General features: G+C 69.5%; 19 protein-coding genes and 2 pseudogenes. 9 read left to right on the top strand and 12 right to left on the bottom strand.

The genetic code is table 11. The features are described from left to right. Positions 1-72: 72 nt before the first annotated feature. Positions 73-2,304, bottom strand: a complete 2,232-nt coding sequence (gene katG / locus ACIPWY_RS34280) for a catalase/peroxidase HPI (protein ID WP_393702373.1) — start codon at positions 2,302-2,304, stop codon at positions 73-75. Positions 2,305-2,824: 520 nt separating this feature from the next. Here katG and ACIPWY_RS34275 point away from each other — a divergent pair. Then, complete coding sequence (locus tag ACIPWY_RS34275; RefSeq protein WP_362907951.1) at positions 2,825-3,235, top strand: Fur family transcriptional regulator; 411 nt, start codon at positions 2,825-2,827, stop codon at positions 3,233-3,235. Here the strand turns inward: ACIPWY_RS34275 and ACIPWY_RS34270 are convergent. Further along, positions 3,205-3,690, bottom strand: a complete 486-nt coding sequence (locus ACIPWY_RS34270) for a Ser-Thr-rich GPI-anchored membrane family protein (RefSeq protein WP_393702371.1) — start codon at positions 3,688-3,690, stop codon at positions 3,205-3,207. The two genes, ACIPWY_RS34275 and ACIPWY_RS34270, sit on opposite strands and share 31 nt — an antisense overlap. A gap of 224 nt (positions 3,691-3,914) precedes the next feature. Here ACIPWY_RS34270 and ACIPWY_RS34265 point away from each other — a divergent pair, with 224 nt between their 5' ends. The 3 genes from ACIPWY_RS34265 to ACIPWY_RS34255 all read left to right on the top strand — a co-directional run bounded on the left by ACIPWY_RS34265 (position 3,915) and on the right by ACIPWY_RS34255 (position 5,885). Beyond that, positions 3,915-4,694, top strand: a complete 780-nt coding sequence (locus ACIPWY_RS34265) for an SDR family NAD(P)-dependent oxidoreductase (protein WP_393702369.1) — start codon at positions 3,915-3,917, stop codon at positions 4,692-4,694. Between the two features lie 140 nt (positions 4,695-4,834). Continuing rightward, positions 4,835-5,071 carry a chaplin gene (locus ACIPWY_RS34260; RefSeq protein ID WP_362907954.1) on the top strand — a complete coding sequence of 79 codons (237 nt, stop codon included), beginning with the start codon at positions 4,835-4,837 and terminating at the stop codon, positions 5,069-5,071. A 142-nt stretch (positions 5,072-5,213) separates the two neighbouring features. After that, positions 5,214-5,885, top strand: a complete 672-nt coding sequence (locus ACIPWY_RS34255) for a TetR/AcrR family transcriptional regulator (protein WP_393702366.1) — start codon at positions 5,214-5,216, stop codon at positions 5,883-5,885. On the opposite strand, the gene ACIPWY_RS34250 is transcribed toward ACIPWY_RS34255, so the two are convergent. Continuing rightward, the gene (locus ACIPWY_RS34250) at positions 5,882-6,508 is read right to left on the bottom strand and encodes a TetR/AcrR family transcriptional regulator (RefSeq protein WP_393702364.1); all 627 of its coding nucleotides are present in this window, start codon (positions 6,506-6,508) and stop codon (positions 5,882-5,884) included. The two genes, ACIPWY_RS34255 and ACIPWY_RS34250, sit on opposite strands and share 4 nt — an antisense overlap. 84 nt (positions 6,509-6,592) lie before the next feature. Here ACIPWY_RS34250 and ACIPWY_RS34245 point away from each other — a divergent pair, with 84 nt between their 5' ends. Then, entirely contained in the window at positions 6,593-7,537 is a 945-nt protein-coding gene (locus tag ACIPWY_RS34245; RefSeq protein WP_393702362.1) for an aldo/keto reductase, read from the top strand. Between the two features lie 116 nt (positions 7,538-7,653). On the opposite strand, the gene ACIPWY_RS34240 is transcribed toward ACIPWY_RS34245, so the two are convergent. Further along, entirely contained in the window at positions 7,654-8,754 is a 1,101-nt protein-coding gene (locus ACIPWY_RS34240; protein WP_362907957.1) for an HAD family hydrolase, read from the bottom strand. A 565-nt stretch (positions 8,755-9,319) separates the two neighbouring features. Here ACIPWY_RS34240 and ACIPWY_RS34235 point away from each other — a divergent pair. After that, positions 9,320-10,192, top strand: coding sequence for a class I SAM-dependent methyltransferase (locus ACIPWY_RS34235; RefSeq protein ID WP_393702521.1), 873 nt, complete (start codon positions 9,320-9,322; stop codon positions 10,190-10,192). 39 nt (positions 10,193-10,231) lie between these two features. Here the strand turns inward: ACIPWY_RS34235 and ACIPWY_RS34230 are convergent, their stop codons facing one another. Beyond that, positions 10,232-10,918, bottom strand: a complete 687-nt coding sequence (locus tag ACIPWY_RS34230) for an SDR family oxidoreductase (protein WP_362907958.1) — start codon at positions 10,916-10,918, stop codon at positions 10,232-10,234. A gap of 132 nt (positions 10,919-11,050) precedes the next feature. Between ACIPWY_RS34230 and ACIPWY_RS34225 the strand changes: the two are divergent. Then, positions 11,051-11,393: pseudogene (locus ACIPWY_RS34225) on the top strand (hypothetical protein). Between the two features lie 31 nt (positions 11,394-11,424). Here the strand turns inward: ACIPWY_RS34225 and ACIPWY_RS34220 are convergent. Beyond that, positions 11,425-11,907 carry a MarR family winged helix-turn-helix transcriptional regulator gene (locus tag ACIPWY_RS34220; protein ID WP_393702359.1) on the bottom strand — a complete coding sequence of 161 codons (483 nt, stop codon included), beginning with the start codon at positions 11,905-11,907 and terminating at the stop codon, positions 11,425-11,427. A gap of 118 nt (positions 11,908-12,025) precedes the next feature. On the opposite strand from ACIPWY_RS34220, the gene ACIPWY_RS34215 reads away from it, so the two are divergent. Both ACIPWY_RS34215 and ACIPWY_RS34210 read left to right on the top strand, forming a co-directional pair. After that, complete coding sequence (locus tag ACIPWY_RS34215) at positions 12,026-12,628, top strand: non-oxidative hydroxyarylic acid decarboxylases subunit B (RefSeq protein WP_393702357.1); 603 nt, start codon at positions 12,026-12,028, stop codon at positions 12,626-12,628. A 51-nt stretch (positions 12,629-12,679) separates the two neighbouring features. Further along, positions 12,680-14,188 carry a UbiD family decarboxylase gene (locus ACIPWY_RS34210; protein WP_393702355.1) on the top strand — a complete coding sequence of 503 codons (1,509 nt, stop codon included), beginning with the start codon at positions 12,680-12,682 and terminating at the stop codon, positions 14,186-14,188. 73 nt (positions 14,189-14,261) lie between these two features. Here the strand turns inward: ACIPWY_RS34210 and ACIPWY_RS34205 are convergent, their stop codons facing one another. The 6 genes and pseudogenes from ACIPWY_RS34205 to ACIPWY_RS34180 all read right to left on the bottom strand — a co-directional run bounded on the left by ACIPWY_RS34205 (position 14,262) and on the right by ACIPWY_RS34180 (position 18,292). Beyond that, complete coding sequence (locus ACIPWY_RS34205; RefSeq protein WP_393702353.1) at positions 14,262-15,290, bottom strand: S66 peptidase family protein; 1,029 nt, start codon at positions 15,288-15,290, stop codon at positions 14,262-14,264. A gap of 161 nt (positions 15,291-15,451) precedes the next feature. Continuing rightward, positions 15,452-15,613 (bottom strand): annotated as a pseudogene (locus ACIPWY_RS34200) (cytochrome P450); the annotation flags it as partial. Beyond that, positions 15,553-16,047 carry an Ada metal-binding domain-containing protein gene (locus ACIPWY_RS34195; RefSeq protein ID WP_393702530.1) on the bottom strand — a complete coding sequence of 165 codons (495 nt, stop codon included), beginning with the start codon at positions 16,045-16,047 and terminating at the stop codon, positions 15,553-15,555. The gene ACIPWY_RS34195 and the pseudogene ACIPWY_RS34200, both read right to left, overlap by 61 nt. Then, positions 16,044-16,775, bottom strand: coding sequence for a 2OG-Fe(II) oxygenase (locus ACIPWY_RS34190; protein WP_393702351.1), 732 nt, complete (start codon positions 16,773-16,775; stop codon positions 16,044-16,046). The genes ACIPWY_RS34195 and ACIPWY_RS34190 overlap by 4 nt, the downstream gene beginning before the upstream one ends. Before the next feature lie 103 nt (positions 16,776-16,878). Continuing rightward, entirely contained in the window at positions 16,879-17,388 is a 510-nt protein-coding gene (locus ACIPWY_RS34185; protein ID WP_362907964.1) for a methylated-DNA--[protein]-cysteine S-methyltransferase, read from the bottom strand. Positions 17,389-17,497: 109 nt separating this feature from the next. Next, positions 17,498-18,292: a 2OG-Fe(II) oxygenase gene (locus ACIPWY_RS34180; protein ID WP_393702349.1), complete on the bottom strand. Its 795-nt coding sequence runs from the start codon at positions 18,290-18,292 to the stop codon at positions 17,498-17,500. Positions 18,293-18,509: the final 217 nt, after the last annotated feature.

The following is an 18,509-nucleotide window of genomic DNA, read 5'->3' as shown; positions in this document are numbered from 1 at the left end:
GTCATGGTGCGCAAACGCCGAAGTCCAGGCCGGCCCACCGCGGGCCGGCCTGGACTTCGTGATCATGTGTGATCAGGAGAGGTCGAACCGGTCCAGGTTCATGACCTTGTCCCACGTGGCGACGAAGTCCTTCACGAACTTCTCCTTCGCGTCATCGCTCGCGTAGACCTCCGCGACCGCGCGCAGCTCCGAGTTCGACCCGAAGACGAGGTCGGCACGGGTGCCCGTCCACTGGACCACACCCGCGGAGTCACGGCCCTCGAAGGTGTTCGCGTCGCCGGCCGTCGCGCTCCACGTCGTGTCCAGGTCGAGGAGGTTGACGAAGAAGTCGTTGGTCAGCGACCCGGGAGTCCTGGTGAGGACACCGTGCGTCGACTGCCCGTAGTTCGCCCCGAGGACGCGCAGGCCTCCGACGAGGACCGTCAGCTCGGGTGCGCTCAGGTCGAGCAGGTTGGCCTTGTCGACGAGCAGGTACTCGGCCGGCAGGCGGTTGCCCTTGCCGAGGTAGTTGCGGAACCCGTCGGCGGACGGTTCGAGCGCGGAGAACGACTCCACGTCCGTCTGCTCCTGCGTGGCGTCCGCACGTCCCGGTGTGAAGGGAACCTGGATGTCGGAGCCCGCGTCCTTCGCGGCCTTCTCGACGCCCGCGGCACCCGCGAGCACGATCAGGTCGGCGAGCGAGATCTGCTTGCCACCGGACTGGGCGCTGTTGAAGGTCTGGCGGACCCCCTCCAGCGTGCGCAGCACGGCCGCCAGCTCGTCGGGCTGGTTGACCTCCCAGCCGCTCTGCGGCTGGAGGCGGATGCGCGCACCGTTCGCGCCGCCGCGCTTGTCGCTGGCGCGGAAGGACGAGGCCGAGGCCCATGCCGTGGACACGAGCTGAGACACCGTCAGGCCCGAGGCCAGGATCTGGTCCTTGAGGGTGGCGACGTCAGAGGCGTCGACGAGCGGGTGCGTCACCGCGGGCAGCGGGTCCTGCCACAGCAGCTCCTCGCTCGGGACCTCCGGGCCGAGGTAGCGCACGATCGGGCCCATGTCGCGGTGGGTCAGCTTGAACCACGCGCGGGCGAAGGCGTCCGCGAACTCGGCCGGGTTCTCGTGGAACCGGCGCGAGATCGGCTCGTAGGTCGGGTCGAACCGGAGCGAGAGGTCGGTCGTGAGCATCGTCGGGGCGTGGCTCTTCGACGCGTCGTGGGCGTCGGGTACGGTGCCCGTTCCCGCGCCCTCCTTCGGCCGCCACTGGTTGGCGCCGGCGGGGCTCTGGAAGAGCTCCCACTCGTAGCCGAAGAGGATGTCGAAGAAGGTGTTGTCCCAGGTGGTCGGGGTGTTCGTCCAGATCCCCTCGAGACCACTGGTGATCGCGTCGTCACCCTTGCCGGTTCCGAACGTGTTCTTCCAGCCGAGGCCCATCTCCTCGATGGGGGCTGCCTCGGGGGCCTCGCCGACCTCCTCCGCGGGGCCCGCGCCATGGGTCTTGCCGAAGGTGTGGCCGCCGGCGATCAGGGCGACGGTCTCCTCGTCGTTCATCGCCATCCGGTGGAACGTCTCACGGATGTCGCGGGCCGCGGCGATCGGGTCCGGGTTGCCGTTCGGGCCTTCCGGGTTGACGTAGATCAGCCCCATCTGGACCGCGGCGAGCGGGTTCTCCAGCTCACGGTCGCCCGTGTAGCGCTCGTCGCCGAGCCAGGTGGTCTCGGGGCCCCAGTAGACGTCGTCGTCGGGCTCCCAGGCGTCGACGCGTCCGCCGCCGAAGCCGAAGGTGTCGAAGCCCATCGTCTCCAGGGCGACGTTGCCCGTGAGGATCATGAGGTCGGCCCACGACAGGTTCTTGCCGTACTTCTTCTTGACCGGCCACAGCAGACGGCGGGCCTTGTCGAGGTTCCCGTTGTCCGGCCAGCTGTTGAGCGGGGCGAAGCGCTGCTGACCGGTGTCGGCGCCACCGCGGCCGTCGCTGATCCGGTAGGTACCGGCGCTGTGCCACGCCATGCGGATCATGAACGGGCCGTAGTGACCGAAGTCGGCGGGCCACCAGTCCTTCGAGGTGGTCAGCACCTCGGCGATGTCCTGCTTGACCTCGGCAAGGTCGAGGGTCTTGAACGCCTCGGCGTAATCGAAGTCCTCGCCGAGGGGGTTGGCCACGGCGGGGTTCTTGGCAAGGATCTTCAGGTTGAGCCGCTGCGGCCACCACTGGCTGTTCGCGCCGTTGCCCTGCGTCGGGTACGGGGCGCTCCCGTGCACGACCGGGCAGCCTCCTCCGTCCTCTGTTTTCGCGTCTGTGACGATCGCATCTTGGTTCTCAGACATGGGGAATCCTTCCGGACGGGGCGGATCACACTGCTCAGGAACTACGGCGGTGGAGCGGGTGGGGCGTGGGCCCCGTGGATGGCCTCAGCCTCATCGATCCAGGCAATCCAGGCACTCGAGTCAATCTCGGCGATCGCCTCGATCTGCTGGACCCGGTCGATCGGGACGCGGGTGCCGGTCGAGCGGACCGCGTCGATCGCGAGGCCGCGGTCTTCCGGGACGGGTCGACACTACGGCTCAGAGTGCGGCGTAGCGGCACGAATCCGGTCGCGCCGCGGGCGCGGAGGGCCTCGCGCGGCGTGCGGAGAACAACGACCGACGCACGATCGCGCGCCCCTCGGAGGTGATCAACTTCTGTCTCCTGCCGCACTGGAGTCTTCCTGTCCCTTGGCTATCGCCATAACCGATCCTACGATGGACAGAATCCAAGTCAAGAAGTGCACCAACCACATTTCCGATGGGACCGGGAGCGCGCCGGTCAACCTCGGGTATCCCACCGAACCTGAAAAGGTGAACCGATATGAGTGGCCTGCTTGAGCGACTGCGGGGGCGTGGCTGGCGGATGACCTCTCAGCGGCGCGTAGTGGCGGAGGTTCTCGACGGTGATCATGTGCATCTCACGGCCGACGAGGTGCACGCCCGCGCGGTGCAGCGGCTGCCCGAGATCTCCAGAGCGACCGTCTACAACGCCCTGGGCGAGCTGGTCGCTCTGGGTGAGGTCGTAGAGGTCTCCACCGACGGCCGGGCGAAGCGCTACGACCCGAACGCGCACCAGCCGCACCAGCACTTGGTGTGCTCCAACTGCGGAATCATCCGCGACGTCCATCCGACCGGCGACCCGCTGTCCGGCCTCCCGGCGCAGGAGAGGTTCGGCTTCAGGGTGTCCAAGGTCGAGGTGACCTACCGCGGGCTGTGCCCGTCCTGCGCCTGAACCCGGCTGAGCGGCGCGGTGGCCTTTTCGGAGCCGGTGCCGGTGCGGACGGCCGGATCATCGTCTGGAACCGGGCCCACCCCGAAGGGGGCGCTGTACCCCCGTACGCCCGTCTCCCGGGTCGTGACCTCCACTGTGTAGTCGGCGCCGTCCGGCACCGAGGGCACCGCCGTGACCAGTTCACTCGTCGGCTTGCTGCTCGCTTTCGAGGCCAGCTTGAACAGGCGCTGCATCCCGCCCTCACCGTCCTCCTGGGCCAGCCATACGTCGACCTCCTGCCCGGTGTCGTTGCGCCACCCGACGAACAGACTGCTGTTCACGGGGTGCACGGAGTCGGCGGCCGGAGAGGTGACGGTGACCGTGGCAACGGGCGGTTCGGAGACCGCCGGGGCCGTCGAACCGAGCCAGACGAGCAGCGATGCGGCGGTGACGGACACGAACCTGGTGCGGAGCATGTGACGACCTCGTTCCGGTGGCGGGAGTACGGCCATAGCCCTCCCACATGTCCTCGGCGGTCAACGGGCGGGCCGCAAGCTTCACCCCATGGGGTGTGCCGCTCCGAGGAACGATCTGCCGGTGCGGCGATGAGTTCCGGGTACGGCGATGAGTTCCGGCGGACGATGAGTCATATGAAGCAGCGGACGCGCGCGGCGTCCGGCCGAGGAAAGGACGACGCCCGATGCTCACGGATGCGCTGAAGGACAAGGTCGCGGTCATCTACGGCGGAGCCGGCTCCCTGGGGGCGGGTGTGGCGCGGGCGTACGCGGACGCGGGCGCGCGGGTCTTCCTGGCGGGGCGCACGGAGGACACCCTGCGGAAGGCTTCGGCCGAGGCGGGCGCGGAATACGACGTCGTCGACGCCTTGGACGAGGCGGCCGTGGAGGCTCACGCGGACGCGATCGTCGAGCGGGCCGGCCGGATCGACATCTCCATCAACCTCGTGCCACGAGGCGACCTGCAGGGCATCCCGATCACGGACATGTCCGTCGATGACTACACGCGGCCGGTCGTGCAGGGCATCTCCTGTCAGTTCATCACCGCGCGAGCCGCCGCCCGGCGCATGGTCATCCAGGGCGGGGGAGTGATCCTCTCCCTCGACAGCGGCTCCAGGAACGGCACCCCGATGCTGGGCGGCACCGGCGCCGCGGACGGCGCGATGGACGCGCTGATCCGCCAGCTCGCCCAAGAGCTCGGCCCGTCCGGCGTTCGTGCCGTGGGCATCTGGACCGCAGGTGTCGCCGACACGCTGACGCCGGAGAAGCTGGCCGGGGCCGGGGCACCGGACATGGACGAGGCGGCCCTGCAAGGGGTGCTCGCGCACCTCGACAGCTTGCGCATGACGAAGCGTTCGCCACGGATCGCGGACATTGCCGCGCTCGCCACGTTCCTCGCATCCGACGCCGCCTCCTCGATCACGGGTACGTGGATCAACGCGACGGCGGGGATGTTCCCGAGCTGACCGCCCGGCCGCCTGAGCGCGAGCCGTCACAACTCCCTGAGGCCCGTCGCTACGCCCCTTATGGGTGTAATGAATAGCGTGTGCGGGGTGATAAGGGTGTTATTGGTCCGGAAGTAACGTCATCTCACTTGAGGAGAAGAATGCGTATCCGGACCTATATCGCCACTGCCGCCCTGGGTGCCGTCACCGTCCTCGCAGGGGCCGGCGTGGCCAGCGCGGACGACGATACGGACGGCCTTGCCGCCAACTCGCCCGGCGTCATCTCCGGCAACCTCGTTCAGGTACCGATCGACCTGGACGCCAACGTCTGCGGCAACTCGATCAGCGTCATCGGCCTGCTGGACCCGGCGCTCGGCAACGGCTGCTCCAACGGCTGATCGGACGCCGGAGCGCCACTGCTGGGCCCGCCCGGGAACCCCGGGGTGGGCCCAGCCCCGTACCAGTAGGGCCTCAGTCGGGCGACCTGGCCGCTTCCGCGTAAACTGGACCAGCAGGTCCACAGTGGTAGCGAGGGAATCCATGGTCGCCAGCGGGACGACAGCAGCGCGCCTGACCGCGAAAGGCGCCGCGACCCGGCTGCGCATCGTCGAGGGCGCCGCCGCGGAGATCAGGGAGCGGGGCGCCGCCACGACCACGCTCGACGACATTCGCGCCCGCACCCAGACCAGCAAGAGCCAGATCTTCCACTACTTCCCCGGCGGCAAGGACGAACTGCTCCTCGCCGTCGCCGCCCTGGAGGCGGACCGGATCCTGGCGGACCAGCAGCCCCACCTGGACGACCTCGGCAGGCTGGACACCTGGCAGGCGTGGCGCGACTGGCGCGACGCCGTTGTCCGGCGCTACGAACGGCAGGGCGTCAACTGCCCCTTGGGTGTGCTCATGACCGAGCTGGGCCGCAGAACGCCCGCATCGCAGCAGCTCACCGGGCAACTGCTCGCCCAGTGGCAGACCGCGCTGAGGGACGGAGTGCGGTGCATGCAGGAAAGCGGGCGGATGGACCCCGCGCTGGACGCCGACCGCACTGCGGCCACCCTGGTCGCCACGGTGCAGGGTGGGGTGAGCGTCCTCATGGCCACCGGCAGCGTCGCCCATCTGGAGGCGGCTCTGGACACGACGTTGAAGCTGCTCGGCAACTCCGAGGCGGATCCCCTGCGGAGTGACGATCCGGCCGGTGGCCCGCGCCTCCCCTAATGCTGCGACTTCGGGCGCACGGCATCGACGACGAGGTCGAGCAGTCGGCCGGTCTGTTCAGGCGTGCCGATTGCGGCAGTCGACAGGAACGTTCCGAGGACGATCGCGGTGACGTCGTCCGGGTCGACGTCACCGCGGAGTGAACCCGCTTCGGCTCCCGCGGTCAGGATCGTGCCGATCGCGGCCGTGATCCGTTCGCGCGTGGCCGGGGTCGTGATCCGCCCCGAGGCCCAGCCGGCCCGCAGCGCGTCGATCATTCCGCGCTTCGTAGCCGTGAACTTCGCGTACTTGTCCAGCCAGGCGCGGAGCGCGACATCGGGCGGGAGCTCTTCGAGCAGAGCGGGAGCGCTCGTGGTGACGGCGTCGAGCTCGGCGGCGTAGACGGCTTCGAGGAGCGCCTCGCGGGTGGGGAAGTGGCGGTAGAGGGTGCCGATCCCGACGCCGGCCTCGCGGGCGACGGCCTCCAGGGCGACGGAGCCCTCGGCGGCGGCGAAGGCTGCCCGCGCGACCGTCACGAGGTTCTCGCGGTTGCGCTGCGCGTCCGCGCGCAGGGGGCGTTCGCCGCGGTCGGCGGGTGGCTCGTCTGCGGGGGCGCCGGTGGGCGTCGGTTCCGGCGGAGTCAAAGCGGAGGTCCCTCCGGTAGTGGTACGGTCGATAGAGCGGAGGTTCCTCCGCTTACGCCTATCGTCCCACAGGAGCGACTTCCTATGACGACCACCGGCACTCCCCCCTCCGACCTCACGGCCACGGGCGCGAAGCGCCCCGGCGGCCCGGGACAGCTCGCGGGCCGCACGGTCTCTCGCGTCGGCTTCGGCGCGATGCAGCTCGAGCGCCTGCGCGACGACCGCCGCGGCGCCATCGCCCTCCTGCGCCGCGCGGTCGAGCTCGGTGTCGATCACATCGACACCGCTCATTTCTATGGCAACACCCTGGTCAACGGACTCCTGCGCGAGGCGCTCCGCCCCGAGGACGGCGTACTCGTCGTGAGCAAGGTCGGCGCCGACCCCGATCCGGGCGGTCGCATCCGCCTGCGCCCCGCTCAGCGGCCCGAGGAGCTCCGGGCGAGCGTCGAGGACAACCTCAAATCGCTGGGTGTCGACCAGGTCCCGGTGGTGAACCTGCGGCGGCTCGACTCCGGACCCGGGCTCCGGGCCGAGGCCGACCAGGTGGTCGACATCGACGACCAGCTCGCGGCCATGACCGCGATGCGCGACGAGGGCATGATCGGCGCGATCGGGCTGAGCAGCGTGACGGCCGAGGGTCTGCGCCGGGCGATTCCGGCGGACATCGTGTGCGTCCAGAACGCGTACAGCCTAGTGGCGCGCGACGACGAGACCATGGTGGAGATGTGCGCCGCCGAGGGCATCGCCTGGGTGCCCTACTTCCCGCTCGGCGGCGCGTTCCCGGGCATTCCCAAGGCGACGGAGGAGCCTGCGGTGCAGGCTGTCGCGCGGTCCCTCGGCAGCACGCCGTCGCAGGTCGGTCTGGCCTGGCTGCTCCACCACTCCCCGAACACGCTGCTCATCCCGGGGACCGCGGACCCCGGCCATCTCGAGGCCAACATCGCCGCCGGCGCGATCGTGCTCGACGAGGCGATGCTCGCCTCGCTCGACGCCGTTCCGTCGCGCTCGGCGGACGTGCGCCTCGGCTGACCGACGCACGCCCCGTCATCGGGCCACCGGACACCTGGGGCGAACTGCCGCGCCGCGACCACCGGTAGCTCTCGTGACGGCGCGCGGCACCGCAGAAACAGCAGAACGCGCCGGCGTCAGTGGATCTGTTCCGGCGTCACCGTCAGCCACTGCTTGTCCGCCGTGACCTTCTGCCCCAGCTCCTTCTGTCGTTTCGCCCCGGCGGCCTTCATGCCGTCGATCTCCTTCATGTAGCTGTCCTTGCGGTTGACCCACACGCGCACGCCGCCGTGTTCCACGTCCGTCGAGCGCAGCAGCATCGGGCCGTCGCTCTTCGGGGTGTCGCCCGCGGCCAGGATGGGCTTCCGCCAGGCGTCGATGTACGTGCTGATCGCGGCGGGCTTGCCCTCGTACCAGGTGGCCGGTGCCCAGAGGGTGGGCGTCAGTTCGTGGTCGGCCAGCTTCGCCTGGTCGTAGTGGCCGGCGGCGATCTCCTTGCGGGAGCTCGTCACTTCACCCGTCTTGCGGTCCTTGAGCAGGGCGGAGACGCCGAGTACGTTCTCGGGCCGGACGCCGTAGCCGTACTGGGGATCGGCGAGCACCATCCGTACGAGGTCCTCGCTCGCGGCGCTCACCACGTACACCTTGATGCCGTGCTTGCTCAGCGTGCGGTAGAGCTCCTGCATGCCCGTCGAGAACTGCGGCGGCTTCACCCCGCCCGGCAGCGGCTTGTCGTAGGCCAGCAACTCATCGATGTAGCCCTTGAGTTGCTTCAAGGTGAATCCGGAGAAGATCTGCGCGGCCCACGGATACGAGACCTGGTCGTCGATGTCGCACAGGCGGGTGTAGTACTCGGTCAGCGTCTCCTTGTGCGTGGCCGTGTCCTTGAAAGGAATGATCTTCAAGGACGGGTCCATGGTGTCGCGCGTCAGGACGCCCTTCATCTCCAGGAAGGGGAGCAGAGCCTCTTCGAGGTCGTTGCGGTACGTGGTGTTGTCCGCGTCGAAGACGGCGTACGCGCCCTGGTGGTCATGCGCTGCGATGACCTTCGCCAGCTTCTTCGCCGCGGGCGCCGGCCAGTGCTTGAGCTCCGCAGCCACGGCGCGCTGTTGTGCGCCGTCCGCCGCCGCCGTGGCCTCGGCGTCCGGCCACATGGCGCCGGCTGCGACCACCGTGCCGGTGAGGGCGCCCGCCACGCCGAGGAGGACGAGCTTCTTGCGCATCGGGTGTCTGTTCACGGCCCGCAATGCTAGGGGGAAGCGCTGGGATCACCCATGATCGAAATCATGGATTGGGGATGTGGGGTGGGGGTAGGCGCGATATCAGTTTCGCGGTGGTCAAGGGAGTTGGCGCAGCGGCTGCCACTCGCAGTCACGATGAACGCTCCCCAGGCCCGCCGGGCGGGCTCGTCGGCGCGCAGGTAGGCGCGAAACAGGGGCGCGTAGAGGGCGCCTACGCCTGCGCTCCCGGAGCTGGACATTGCAGGCCCTGGCGCCGACCGGAGGTGCGACGACGAGTTTGCGGCGCGGGATCCCGCCCGCCTCCGTGCGGTTCCACGGCTCGGGCCGACACCGGAAGCCGATCGCCGAGAGCAGGGCGACCTACCGCGCCTCGTCGATCGAAGGCACCCGGATCTGGATGTCGAAGCCGGCATGTGACGGCACGCCACCGTCCGGTCGTACGGCCCTCGCCTGTCAGGACACGAAGACCTCATCCTGTGTTCCGACGCTCCACCTGATCAAGCCGTGGAATCATCGGGCCGGCGAACAGGTGCCGGAACTCCGTGACGGGCGGTGGGTGGGGATGGGTGGCGGCTGGGAGTGGGACGACACCCTGTTCGCCGGGACGGCTCGCCACTACCGGCGCGGGCGACTGCCGTACGCCCCTGGGCTGGCGGACACGCTCGCCGACGTTCTGAAGCTTGACGGGCGGGGGCGGCTCATCGACGTCGGATGCGGCCCGGGCGTCATCGCCCTGACCTTGGCCCATCTGTTCGGCGAGATCGTCGGCGTGGACCCGGACCGGGGGATGATCGCCGAAGCCACGCGTGAAGCCGCCGAGCAAGGCGTGAGCGGGAAGACGCGGTGGGTCCAGGCCCGGGGCGAGGATCTGCCGGACGGCCTCGGCGCGTTCGACGTGGCGACCTTCGCCCAGTCCTTCCACTGGATGGACCGCGACCTGGTCGCGGCAACCATCAAAGGCATGCTCAGGTCCGGCGGGGTGCTCGCTCACATCTCCGACGTGAAGACGGAGACGGAAGCGGAAACGAAGACGGAGTCGCTGACCCGAAGTGTCGAGGGCCTTCCGTATCCGGCGGTGCCCTATACGGCCATGGACCAGCTGGTGAAGCAGTATCTGGGACCGGTCCGCCGGGCCGGCCGGGGAGTGCTGCCGCACGGGACACCGGGCGGTGAGGCCGCGGTGCTCACCAGGGCGGGGTTCTCCGGTCCGCAGCGCCATGTCGTGCCCGGTGGACAGCCACTGCAACGCACTGCTGACGATCTGGTCGCCGGGGTGTTCTCGATGTCGTTCTCGGCGCCGCCCCTGTTCGGCACGCGCCTCGACGTGTTCGAGACGGACCTGCGCCGACTGCTGCGGGAGGTCTCCCCGGCAGGCCGATTCTCCGAACGCCGGCCGAGCACCGAGGTCTTCATCTGGCGCAACGGCCCCCGCTGAGCGCGCGTCCCTGACCCCACACCACGTCACCTCTGGGACTCAGGCCGGATTCAGCGCCGTGGCCAGCCCCCTCTTGACCTGGCGGGTCACTTCGTCGGCGAGGATCTCGGGGAGGCCGTCCTCGACGGCGTTGAGCGCCTGAGCTGCCACATCCGCGGGGTCGACCTTCTGGTCGGCGGGAACGCGGGCGGCCATGTCGGTGTCCATGTACGCCACGTGCAGAGCGGTCACCGTGATGCCGTGGGGTGCCAGTTCCTCGCGGACCGCGTTCGTCTGCGCCCATGTGGCGGCCTTCGTCGCCGCGTAGGACCCGAGACCGGCCGGGTGCAGCCAGGAGAGCGCGGAGAGCACGTTCAGCACCGCGCCTGGACCATTGGCCTCGATGACCGGGGCGAAGGCCCGAGTCAGGGCGAGCGGCCCGAAGAAGTTCGTCTCCAACTCGAGCCTTACGGCGTCCAGTTCGCCGGTGATGAGCGTGGTGCCGGTGGAGATCCCGGCGTTGTTCACCAGCAGGGTCGCGTCCGATGCGACGCGGGCCGCCTCCCGGATCGACTCCTCGTCGGTCACGTCCAGACGGAGCGGGGTGACGCCCGCCAGGTCCACGGTCTCGGGGTGCCGCGCCGCCGCGTACACCTTGGCTCCACGCTGTACGAGCTGCTCGGCCAGATGGCGGCCCAGCCCTCGGTTGGCCCCGGTGACGACCGCGACCGCGCCCTTGAGTTCCATGTCCGCTCCCAGCGATTCGGGGACCCATCCGATCGGGTCGCCAATTAGATTACTAATATAATCTAAACGGAGCCTGGGGTAGATGGCAACCGACGTCCATGCCGGCAGCCCACGGGGAGAACGGGGGGGGCGATGGGCCGCGTAGCGCAGGCGCAGGCGCTGCTGAACCGCAAGCGCGTCGTGGAGGACGCCACCCGGCTGTTCCGGGAGCAGGGAACGCACGTCGGCGTCGCCGAGCCCATGAAGGCGTCCGGCCTGACCCATGGCTCGCGAGTCGGGCGACCGTGAGGCCCGCCGCGTGCGCGGCGAGGGGGTCGGCGACTTCGCCGACTGGCTTGCCGTCGACGATCGGGGCGGCACGGCCCGGCTGTGCACGATGGTCGGTGCACTCGCCCTGGCGTGCGCCGCCAGGGGATTCCCGCTGTCCGAGGAGATCCTGACCGCCGCGCGGGATGCTCTGAGGTCAGGCGATTGAGGGGGGGCTGGGGGAGTGTCGGGGAGCTGGGCTACTGCTGCGCTCCCTCTACGGCGCGCCGCAGGAGGCTCAGGAACTGGTCCCGCTCGACGGGATTGAAGTGGGCCAGGATCTCTTCGCTGACGGCGACGACGGCGGGGGCGAGGGCTGTGGCCAGCTCGCGGCCCTCGTCGGTGATGGTGACGAGCTTGCGCCGGCGGTCCTTGTCGTCCTTTGTGATCGCCACGAGACCGCGGCGCTTGAGGCGTTCCAGCATCGGAGCGGCAGTCGACTTGTCGAGGCTGGCGAGGGCGCCGAGCGTGCCCTGATCCATGGGGCCGTGTGTCCGGAGCAGGCCGAGGGCGGTGAACTGAGGGCCGGTCAGGTCCTGGTGGACCTGCTCGTGCCACAGGCGGGTGTGGATCTGGCCGAGCTGGCGCGCCAGGGGGCCGAGTCCGTCGAGCGCGGCGTGGATGGTGGCGGAGGTGCCGGACGTGACGGACGTGCCTTCGGTCGGAGTGTCGTTTCCGTTCATCGCTCTGCGCTGCCCTTCCGGATTGATTAGGACGTACACGTACTATACGCTCGAAGAAATAGGGCGTGTACGTCCTTATTTTCTGGCGGGAGTGCAGGCGCGGGACGGAGGTGGCGACGTGCGACTTGTCGTCGCGATGACAGGGGCGACCGGTGCGCCGTTCGGTGTACGGCTCCTGGAGGTACTGGCAGAAATGGGCGTGGAGACGCACCTGGTCGTCAGCCGCTGGGCCCGGGCGACTCTCTCCCAGGAGACCGGGCTCGGCGTGCGCGAGGTGCAGGCGATGGCATCGGTGTGCCACAGCCCCGACGACCAGGGGGCGTCGATCTCCAGCGGGTCCTTCCGGGTGGACGGCATGGTCGTCGTGCCGTGCAGCATGAAGACGCTGGCCTCCATTCGCACGGGATACGGGGAAGGGCTGATCGGGCGCGCGGCGGACGTGATGCTCAAGGAGCGGCGGCGCCTCGTCCTGGTGGCGCGGGAGACCCCGCTGTCGGCCGTACACCTGGAGAACATGCTCGAGTTGACCCGCATGGGCGCCACTGTCATGCCGCCGGTGCCCGCGTTCTACAACCACCCCGCCACCATCGCGGACCTCGTCGACCACATCGTGGCACGCGTCCTCGACCAGTTCGACCTGGACATGCCCGCCGCCAAACGCTGGCAGGGCATGGGAACGGCTGCGCCGAGTGCGCCCGTTCGGGACGCGACAAGCGTCTGAGGTGCCGCGCCGGTCACCACCCCAACTCACGTATACAGAAGAGGATGTCTCATGACTCAACGCGGCAGCGCGCTCAACTTCCGTGACTTTGTGCAGGAGTTGCTCGACACCGGAGACGCGGTCGACATCCAGGCGCCGGTAAGTCCGACCCTTGAAGTCGGTGCCGTCACCCGCCGCGTCTACGAAACCCGCAGTGCGGCCCCGCTGTTCGGCAACCTCACCGAGGGAGACGCGGGATTCAGGATCCTCGGCGCGCCCGCCGGTCTGAGCCCCCTCAAGGGTGGCGTCTACGGTCGGATCGCCGCGCACTTCGGACTGCCGCGCGACACGACCCCCCGCGCCCTGCTGGAACATCTCGTCTCCGCCATGCACGCCGACCCCGTCACCCCACGCGTCGTGCAGACCGGCCCCTGCAAGGAGAACGTGGTGCGCGGACGCGACGTCGACCTCCGTCGCTTCCCGGTTCCGCTGCTGCACGAACAGGACGGCGGCCGTTACTTCGGCACGTACGGCTTCCATGTGGTGCGCACGCCCGACGGCCGGTGGACGAGCTGGTCGGTCGCCCGCACCATGCTCAACTCCCCTGACACGCTGGTCGGCCCGGCCATGCCGCAGCAGCACATCGGAATGATCCACCAGATGTGGCGGGAGAGGGGCGAGCCCACCCCCTGGGCGATGGTGCTCGGCGCCCCGCCCGCAGCGCTCGCCGCCGCGGGCATGCCGCTGCCCGCCGGGGTCGACGAGGACGGCTACGTCGGCGCGCTGACCGGCAGCCCCGTCGAGGTGGTCCGTACCGAGACCAACGGCTTGTACGTACCGGCCAACGCCGAGATCGTCCTGGAAGGCTGGATCAGCCACGACGAGACGGCCCCCGAAGGGCCCATGGGGGAGTACCACGGCTACTCCTTCGCCGACAGCAAGCCGCAGCCCGTCTTCCACGTCGAGGCGGTGACCCACCGGAACGAGGCGATCCTGCCTGTCTGCGTGGCGGGTCTGCCCCCGGAGGAGAACCACACCATCTGGGGCACGATGATCTCGGCCACGTCCCTGGACGTCCTGCGTTCCGCCGGCCTGCCCGTGTCCATGGCCTGGTGCTCGTACGAGGCCGCGACCTGCTGGATCGCGGTGTCGATCGATACGCGGCGACTGGCGGCGACGGGGATGGGGGAGAAGGAGCTGGCGGACGCCGTGGCCGGGGTTCTCTTCGGCTCGCACACGGGCTGGCTGGTGCCCAAGGTCGTCCTGGTCGCGGACGACATCGACATCACCGACCTCGACCAACTGGTATGGGCCATGGCGACCCGCTACCACCCCGGCACGGGCGAGTACGTCTACCCGCAGGCGCCGGGGATTCCGATGGTCCCGTATCTCACGGAGGAGGAGGTGCGCACGGGCAAGGGCGGCAAGTCCGTCATGAGCTGTCTGCTGCCCGGACAGTTCGAGGGCCGGACCCCGGGCATCACGGCCTCGTTCGCGAACTCGTTCCCGGACGAGGTGCGGCAGCGGGTGATCGACAACTGGACCAACTACGGTTTCGGACGGTTGACGAGTGATGGGTGACCGATGACGGGTGACGGGTTGACGAGTGGCGGGTGTGCTGGGCCGAGAAGCCTGGGCCGTCCCGCCGACGTCGTCAGGCCAAGGTCTGTGTCAGCTCGCTCCGGGTCTGCGTGTGGACGATGCGGCCGAGGGCGCCGTTGACGATCGGCATGTAGGGCGGGACGTGGCCGCACTCCAGGTCGGCGACGATCGGCACGTTCAGGGAGCCGAGTGCGTCGAGCACGGCCTCGTGCTGGGTGAGGGTGCGGCGGTCCGGCGCGTACGTCCGGCCGACGAGGATCGCGTTCGCCCGGTCGAAGAAGCCCGCGAGCTTCATGCCGTGCAGGTTCCGGCAGATGGTGAAGGCGTTGTCCTCGCACGCCTCGACGTAGACGAGGAGTCCGTCGGGGGACTCGCTGCGGGTGAAGGCCGAGGCGTCGAGGTAGGGGGTTCCCGCGAGATTGCACAGCGTCTCGATGCAGCCCCCGATCAGCCGCCCCTCGGCCTCCACGTCACCGCTGCCGTCGAGCCGGGTCCAGGTGCCCGGGACGTCCAGCGTGTACTCGCGGATGTCCGGGAAGACGGCGAAGTCGTCGAAGCCTCCGGAACGGTGGTGTCCGGGCGGAGTCTGCGTGAAGCGGTGACCCGGGGGAGCGGCGACGATGTCGAGCCACGTCAGCAGCCCCTCGGGGACGCGATAAGGCGTGTCCATGAGGTTGTTGCCGTGGACGGTCGCCATGCCGGTGAGCAACGTCAGCGGTGTGATCAGGGACGAGACGTCGGAGAACCCGACGAACCAGGTGGGCTCGGCGTCGCGCAGCCTGGCCCAGTCGAGCAGCGGGAGCAGATCGATCGCGGTCTCTCCGCCCCACGGCGGGACGACCGCCCTGATGGTGGGATCGGTCAGCATCGACATCAACTCGCCCGCACGATCGGCGGCCGAGGCACTCATGTGCCGGGAACCGTCCATGCACTGCCCGACGACGACCTCGTACCCACGGGCCTGCACCTCGGCAACGGCGACCTGGAGGCGCGCACTCAGCTCCTTCGAGACACCGCTCGACGGAGAGGTGACACCGATACGGTCACCGGGACGCAGGGGGCGCGGGTATCGAAGGGGCATGCGCGGATTCTGGCATGAGGTACGGCGCGGGTGACAGTGATTTGCGAGCCTGAAGTCGCCTGCCAGGGCCGGGAATTGGCGCGTGAGTCGGGTGCTGCGGCTGCGCGGGTCGGCCGGTCTCGCGCAGCGCCTCGGTGGCTGACGGCAGGGGCGGCTCCTCGGGCGAGCGTGACTTCCACGGGCAGCTTCCTGATTCCGTTGACGAAGTTGGAGCGGACGCGTGGGACGTCGCCGGTGAGGCGGATGCCGGCCAGGCGCGGGATCAGCTCCTCGAACCTGATGCGGATCTCGGTGCGCGCGAGCAGGGTGCCCAGGCACAGATGAGCCCTATCAGGGCGGTGAGTTCGGGATCGGTGTGCGGCAAGGGCCGCGGCAGGTCGTCCTGCGCGGCCAGGTCCGCGGGGTTGATCAGGGGCGAGGGGGGCGGGTCGCGGTCGGGCAGGTTGTTCATGGCGTGGTGCCTGCTCTCTCGATCGGCTCTCCAGCGGGCGTACTCCTTGGGCAGGCAGACCGCACACGGTCGGTATCCGGCCGCGACGGCGGTGGCCTCGTCGGCGAAGAACACCCGGTGCTTCACGTAGTGGCCGCGGGAAATGGCCCGCAGCGCGGACGGGCAGTCCAGGCGCCCGTAGAGGCGCCCGCGACGATGCCCGCCCAGCGCTCCCGGAGTGGCGCTCAGGTAGGGCGTGCCGTCCAGGCCGAGCAGTGTGTAGGTGCGCCGGGGCCCGTGCGGGGCGGCCGGGCCGACCGGGCTCATGCCGCGTCGTGGAAGACGAGCCCGAGGGTGCGCCGCCGCCCGGAGCGCACGGTGCTCACGCCGTGCCGCATGGGAGCGTTGGACCAGCCGCGCTTGGAGGCGACGGGCCGGTCGCGGGTGGTGAAGATCAGCCCGTGGCCCTGGGGAAGGGTCGTGGACGATCCCCTCGACTGTGCGCGGGCGCGCTGTTCGGTCATCAGGAACTCGCCACCCGTGAAGTCCGTTCCCGGCACGTCGAGGCCGATGACGACCTGGAGCGGGAAGAGCATGTCGCCGAACACGTCGCGGTGCAGCGCGTTCCAGTCGCCGGGCCCGTACCGCAGCAGAATCTGCGCCGAGCGATCCTGTCCTGCCGCATGGCACATCGCGATCCACTCGTCGAGCGAGTCGGGCCAGGGCGCGGGTTGGCCGAGTTTTCCGGCCCAGTCCCGGGCGATGGGCAGCAGCCGCGGATAGAAGGAATCCCGCAACTCGCGTACGACATCCGGCAGTTCATGCGTGAAGTAGCGGTACTGCCCGGAGCCGAAACGGTGGCGGCCCATGTCGATGGTGGTGCGGAAGCGTTCGGCGTCGTCGTAGAGGTCCGCGATCCGCCGGCACTCCTCGGGTGTGAGGAGCCGGCCGGTCGGGGCGCTCCCGTAGGTGTTGAGCTCGCCGGCCAGGGCGCCCCACTCCTCGTGGGCGACGCGGTCCGTGACCGGGCCCGTCAGGCGGGTGGTGTCCAGCATGGTGGGGATCCTCGGGTCGTTGGTGGTGTCACCCCGGCTCGGACGGAACGGGTGCCGTCGGAGCCGGGGGAGGGGGGGCGGGCGTTGCTGGCGTCGTGGGAGTTCAGGCGGTCTGGTGCCGGCTCTCCAAGTCCAGGAGCTGCTGCTTGCGCTCGAGGCCACCCGCGTAACCCGTAAGGGTGCCGTTGGCGCCGATCACGCGGTGGCAGGGGCGGACGACGAGCAGCGGGTTCGCGCCGATCGCCGTACCCACGGCGCGTACTGCGGCCTTAGGGGCGCCGATGTGCGCGGCGACGTCGCCGTAGCTCAGGGTGCTGCCGTAGGGGATCGTTTCCAACGCCTGCCACACCCGCTGCTGGAATTCCGAGCCGCCGCTGCCGGTGTACTCGATGTCGAAGTGTGTGAGTCTGCCGTCGAAGTAGGAGCGCAGCTGCGCGGCGATCTCGGCGAACGCATCAGCGTCCTCGGTCCAGTCGTCCTTCACGACTGCGCCGTTCTTGTGGCCCGGCACGGTCAGCGCGGCAAGTGCGGTGCCGCCCGTCGCGGTGGCCGACTCCTCGCCCACGAGCAGCAGTTCACCCAGCGGGCTGTCGAGCGTCGTGTAGACGGTCATGGGTCTGTTCCTTCCAGGTCTCCTCGTACGGTGATGTCCTACTGACGACTCTGCGCCTTTTGCGCCGCTATGTCTGGCGGGTTTCGGACACCGCCCTGGCGTGGGGCGGTCAGCGGGCGTTGTGGAAGATGAGGCCGAGGGTGTTGCGGTGCCCGGACTCGACGGCGTTCGTGCCGTGCCGAACGGGGTGCCGGCGGAAACCGTTCCTGCCGCGGATCGGGCGATGCCGGACCGGGAAGATCATTCCCTGGCCGAGCTGCGGCTTGACCACCATGGCGCGGGACTGGAAGCGGGGGCGCTGCTCGACGAACACGTTCTCGCCGCCGGTGAAGTCCTCGCCGGGCTGGTTGAGCATGATCGCGATCTGCAGGGGGAAGACGATGTCGCCGTAGATGTCCTGGTGAAGGCAGGCGTAGTCGCCCTTGCCGTACTGCAGGATCAGCGGGGTGGGCCGCTTCTGCCCGTTGTCCGCGCACTCGTCGACCAACTCGTCCAGCGTGCCGGGGAAGGTGCGCTCGCCGAGCTGCGGCGCCCACTGGTTGGCCATCCACGCCATCGGTGGGTAGAGCAGTTCGCGAAGGGTCTGGACGAGCGGTACGGCTGCGGGGTCGGCGTAGTACTTGTAGGTGCCGTGGCCGAACTGGTAGCGCTGCATGACCACGGTGGACCGGAACAGTCCGGGCTCGTCGAACGTGTCGATGATCTCCTGGCACTGTTCGCGCGAGAGCAGTGGCGGCGTGACCGCTACACCTTCGTCGTTCAACTGACCGTACAGATCAGCCCAGTCGAGTTCGCCGAGCGCCGGGACGCTCGCGTGGTGGGGGATGCGGGGTGCCGCGTCGGCGAGCGCCTGGTCGCTGAAGAGTGTGTCCGGGGCGGGGGTGTGCTGGTTCAGCTGGTTCAAGGCAGGGGTCTCTCGCGCGGCGGTACGGGGCGGGCCCGAGGTGCTGCCCCGTGTGGCGCGGCCGAGCCACGTGTGGCGGCAGGCCGGCACCTTCGGTGTGACCGATGCTCGCCGCCTGCGTGAGCCGACGCCGGCGGGATTCGGACGTCGCGTTGGCGCGAGCCCATGTCTTCCTGGAGCGGTGCGCGCTGCCGGATCCGGCAGCGCCGGTCGCGCA

This window comes from Streptomyces sp. NPDC090032, assembly GCF_044748025.1.
Lineage (GTDB): Bacteria > Actinomycetota > Actinomycetes > Streptomycetales > Streptomycetaceae > Streptomyces.
The sequence above is the reverse complement of the archived record's forward strand: the minus strand, read 5'-3'. Positions and strand labels throughout refer to the sequence as shown.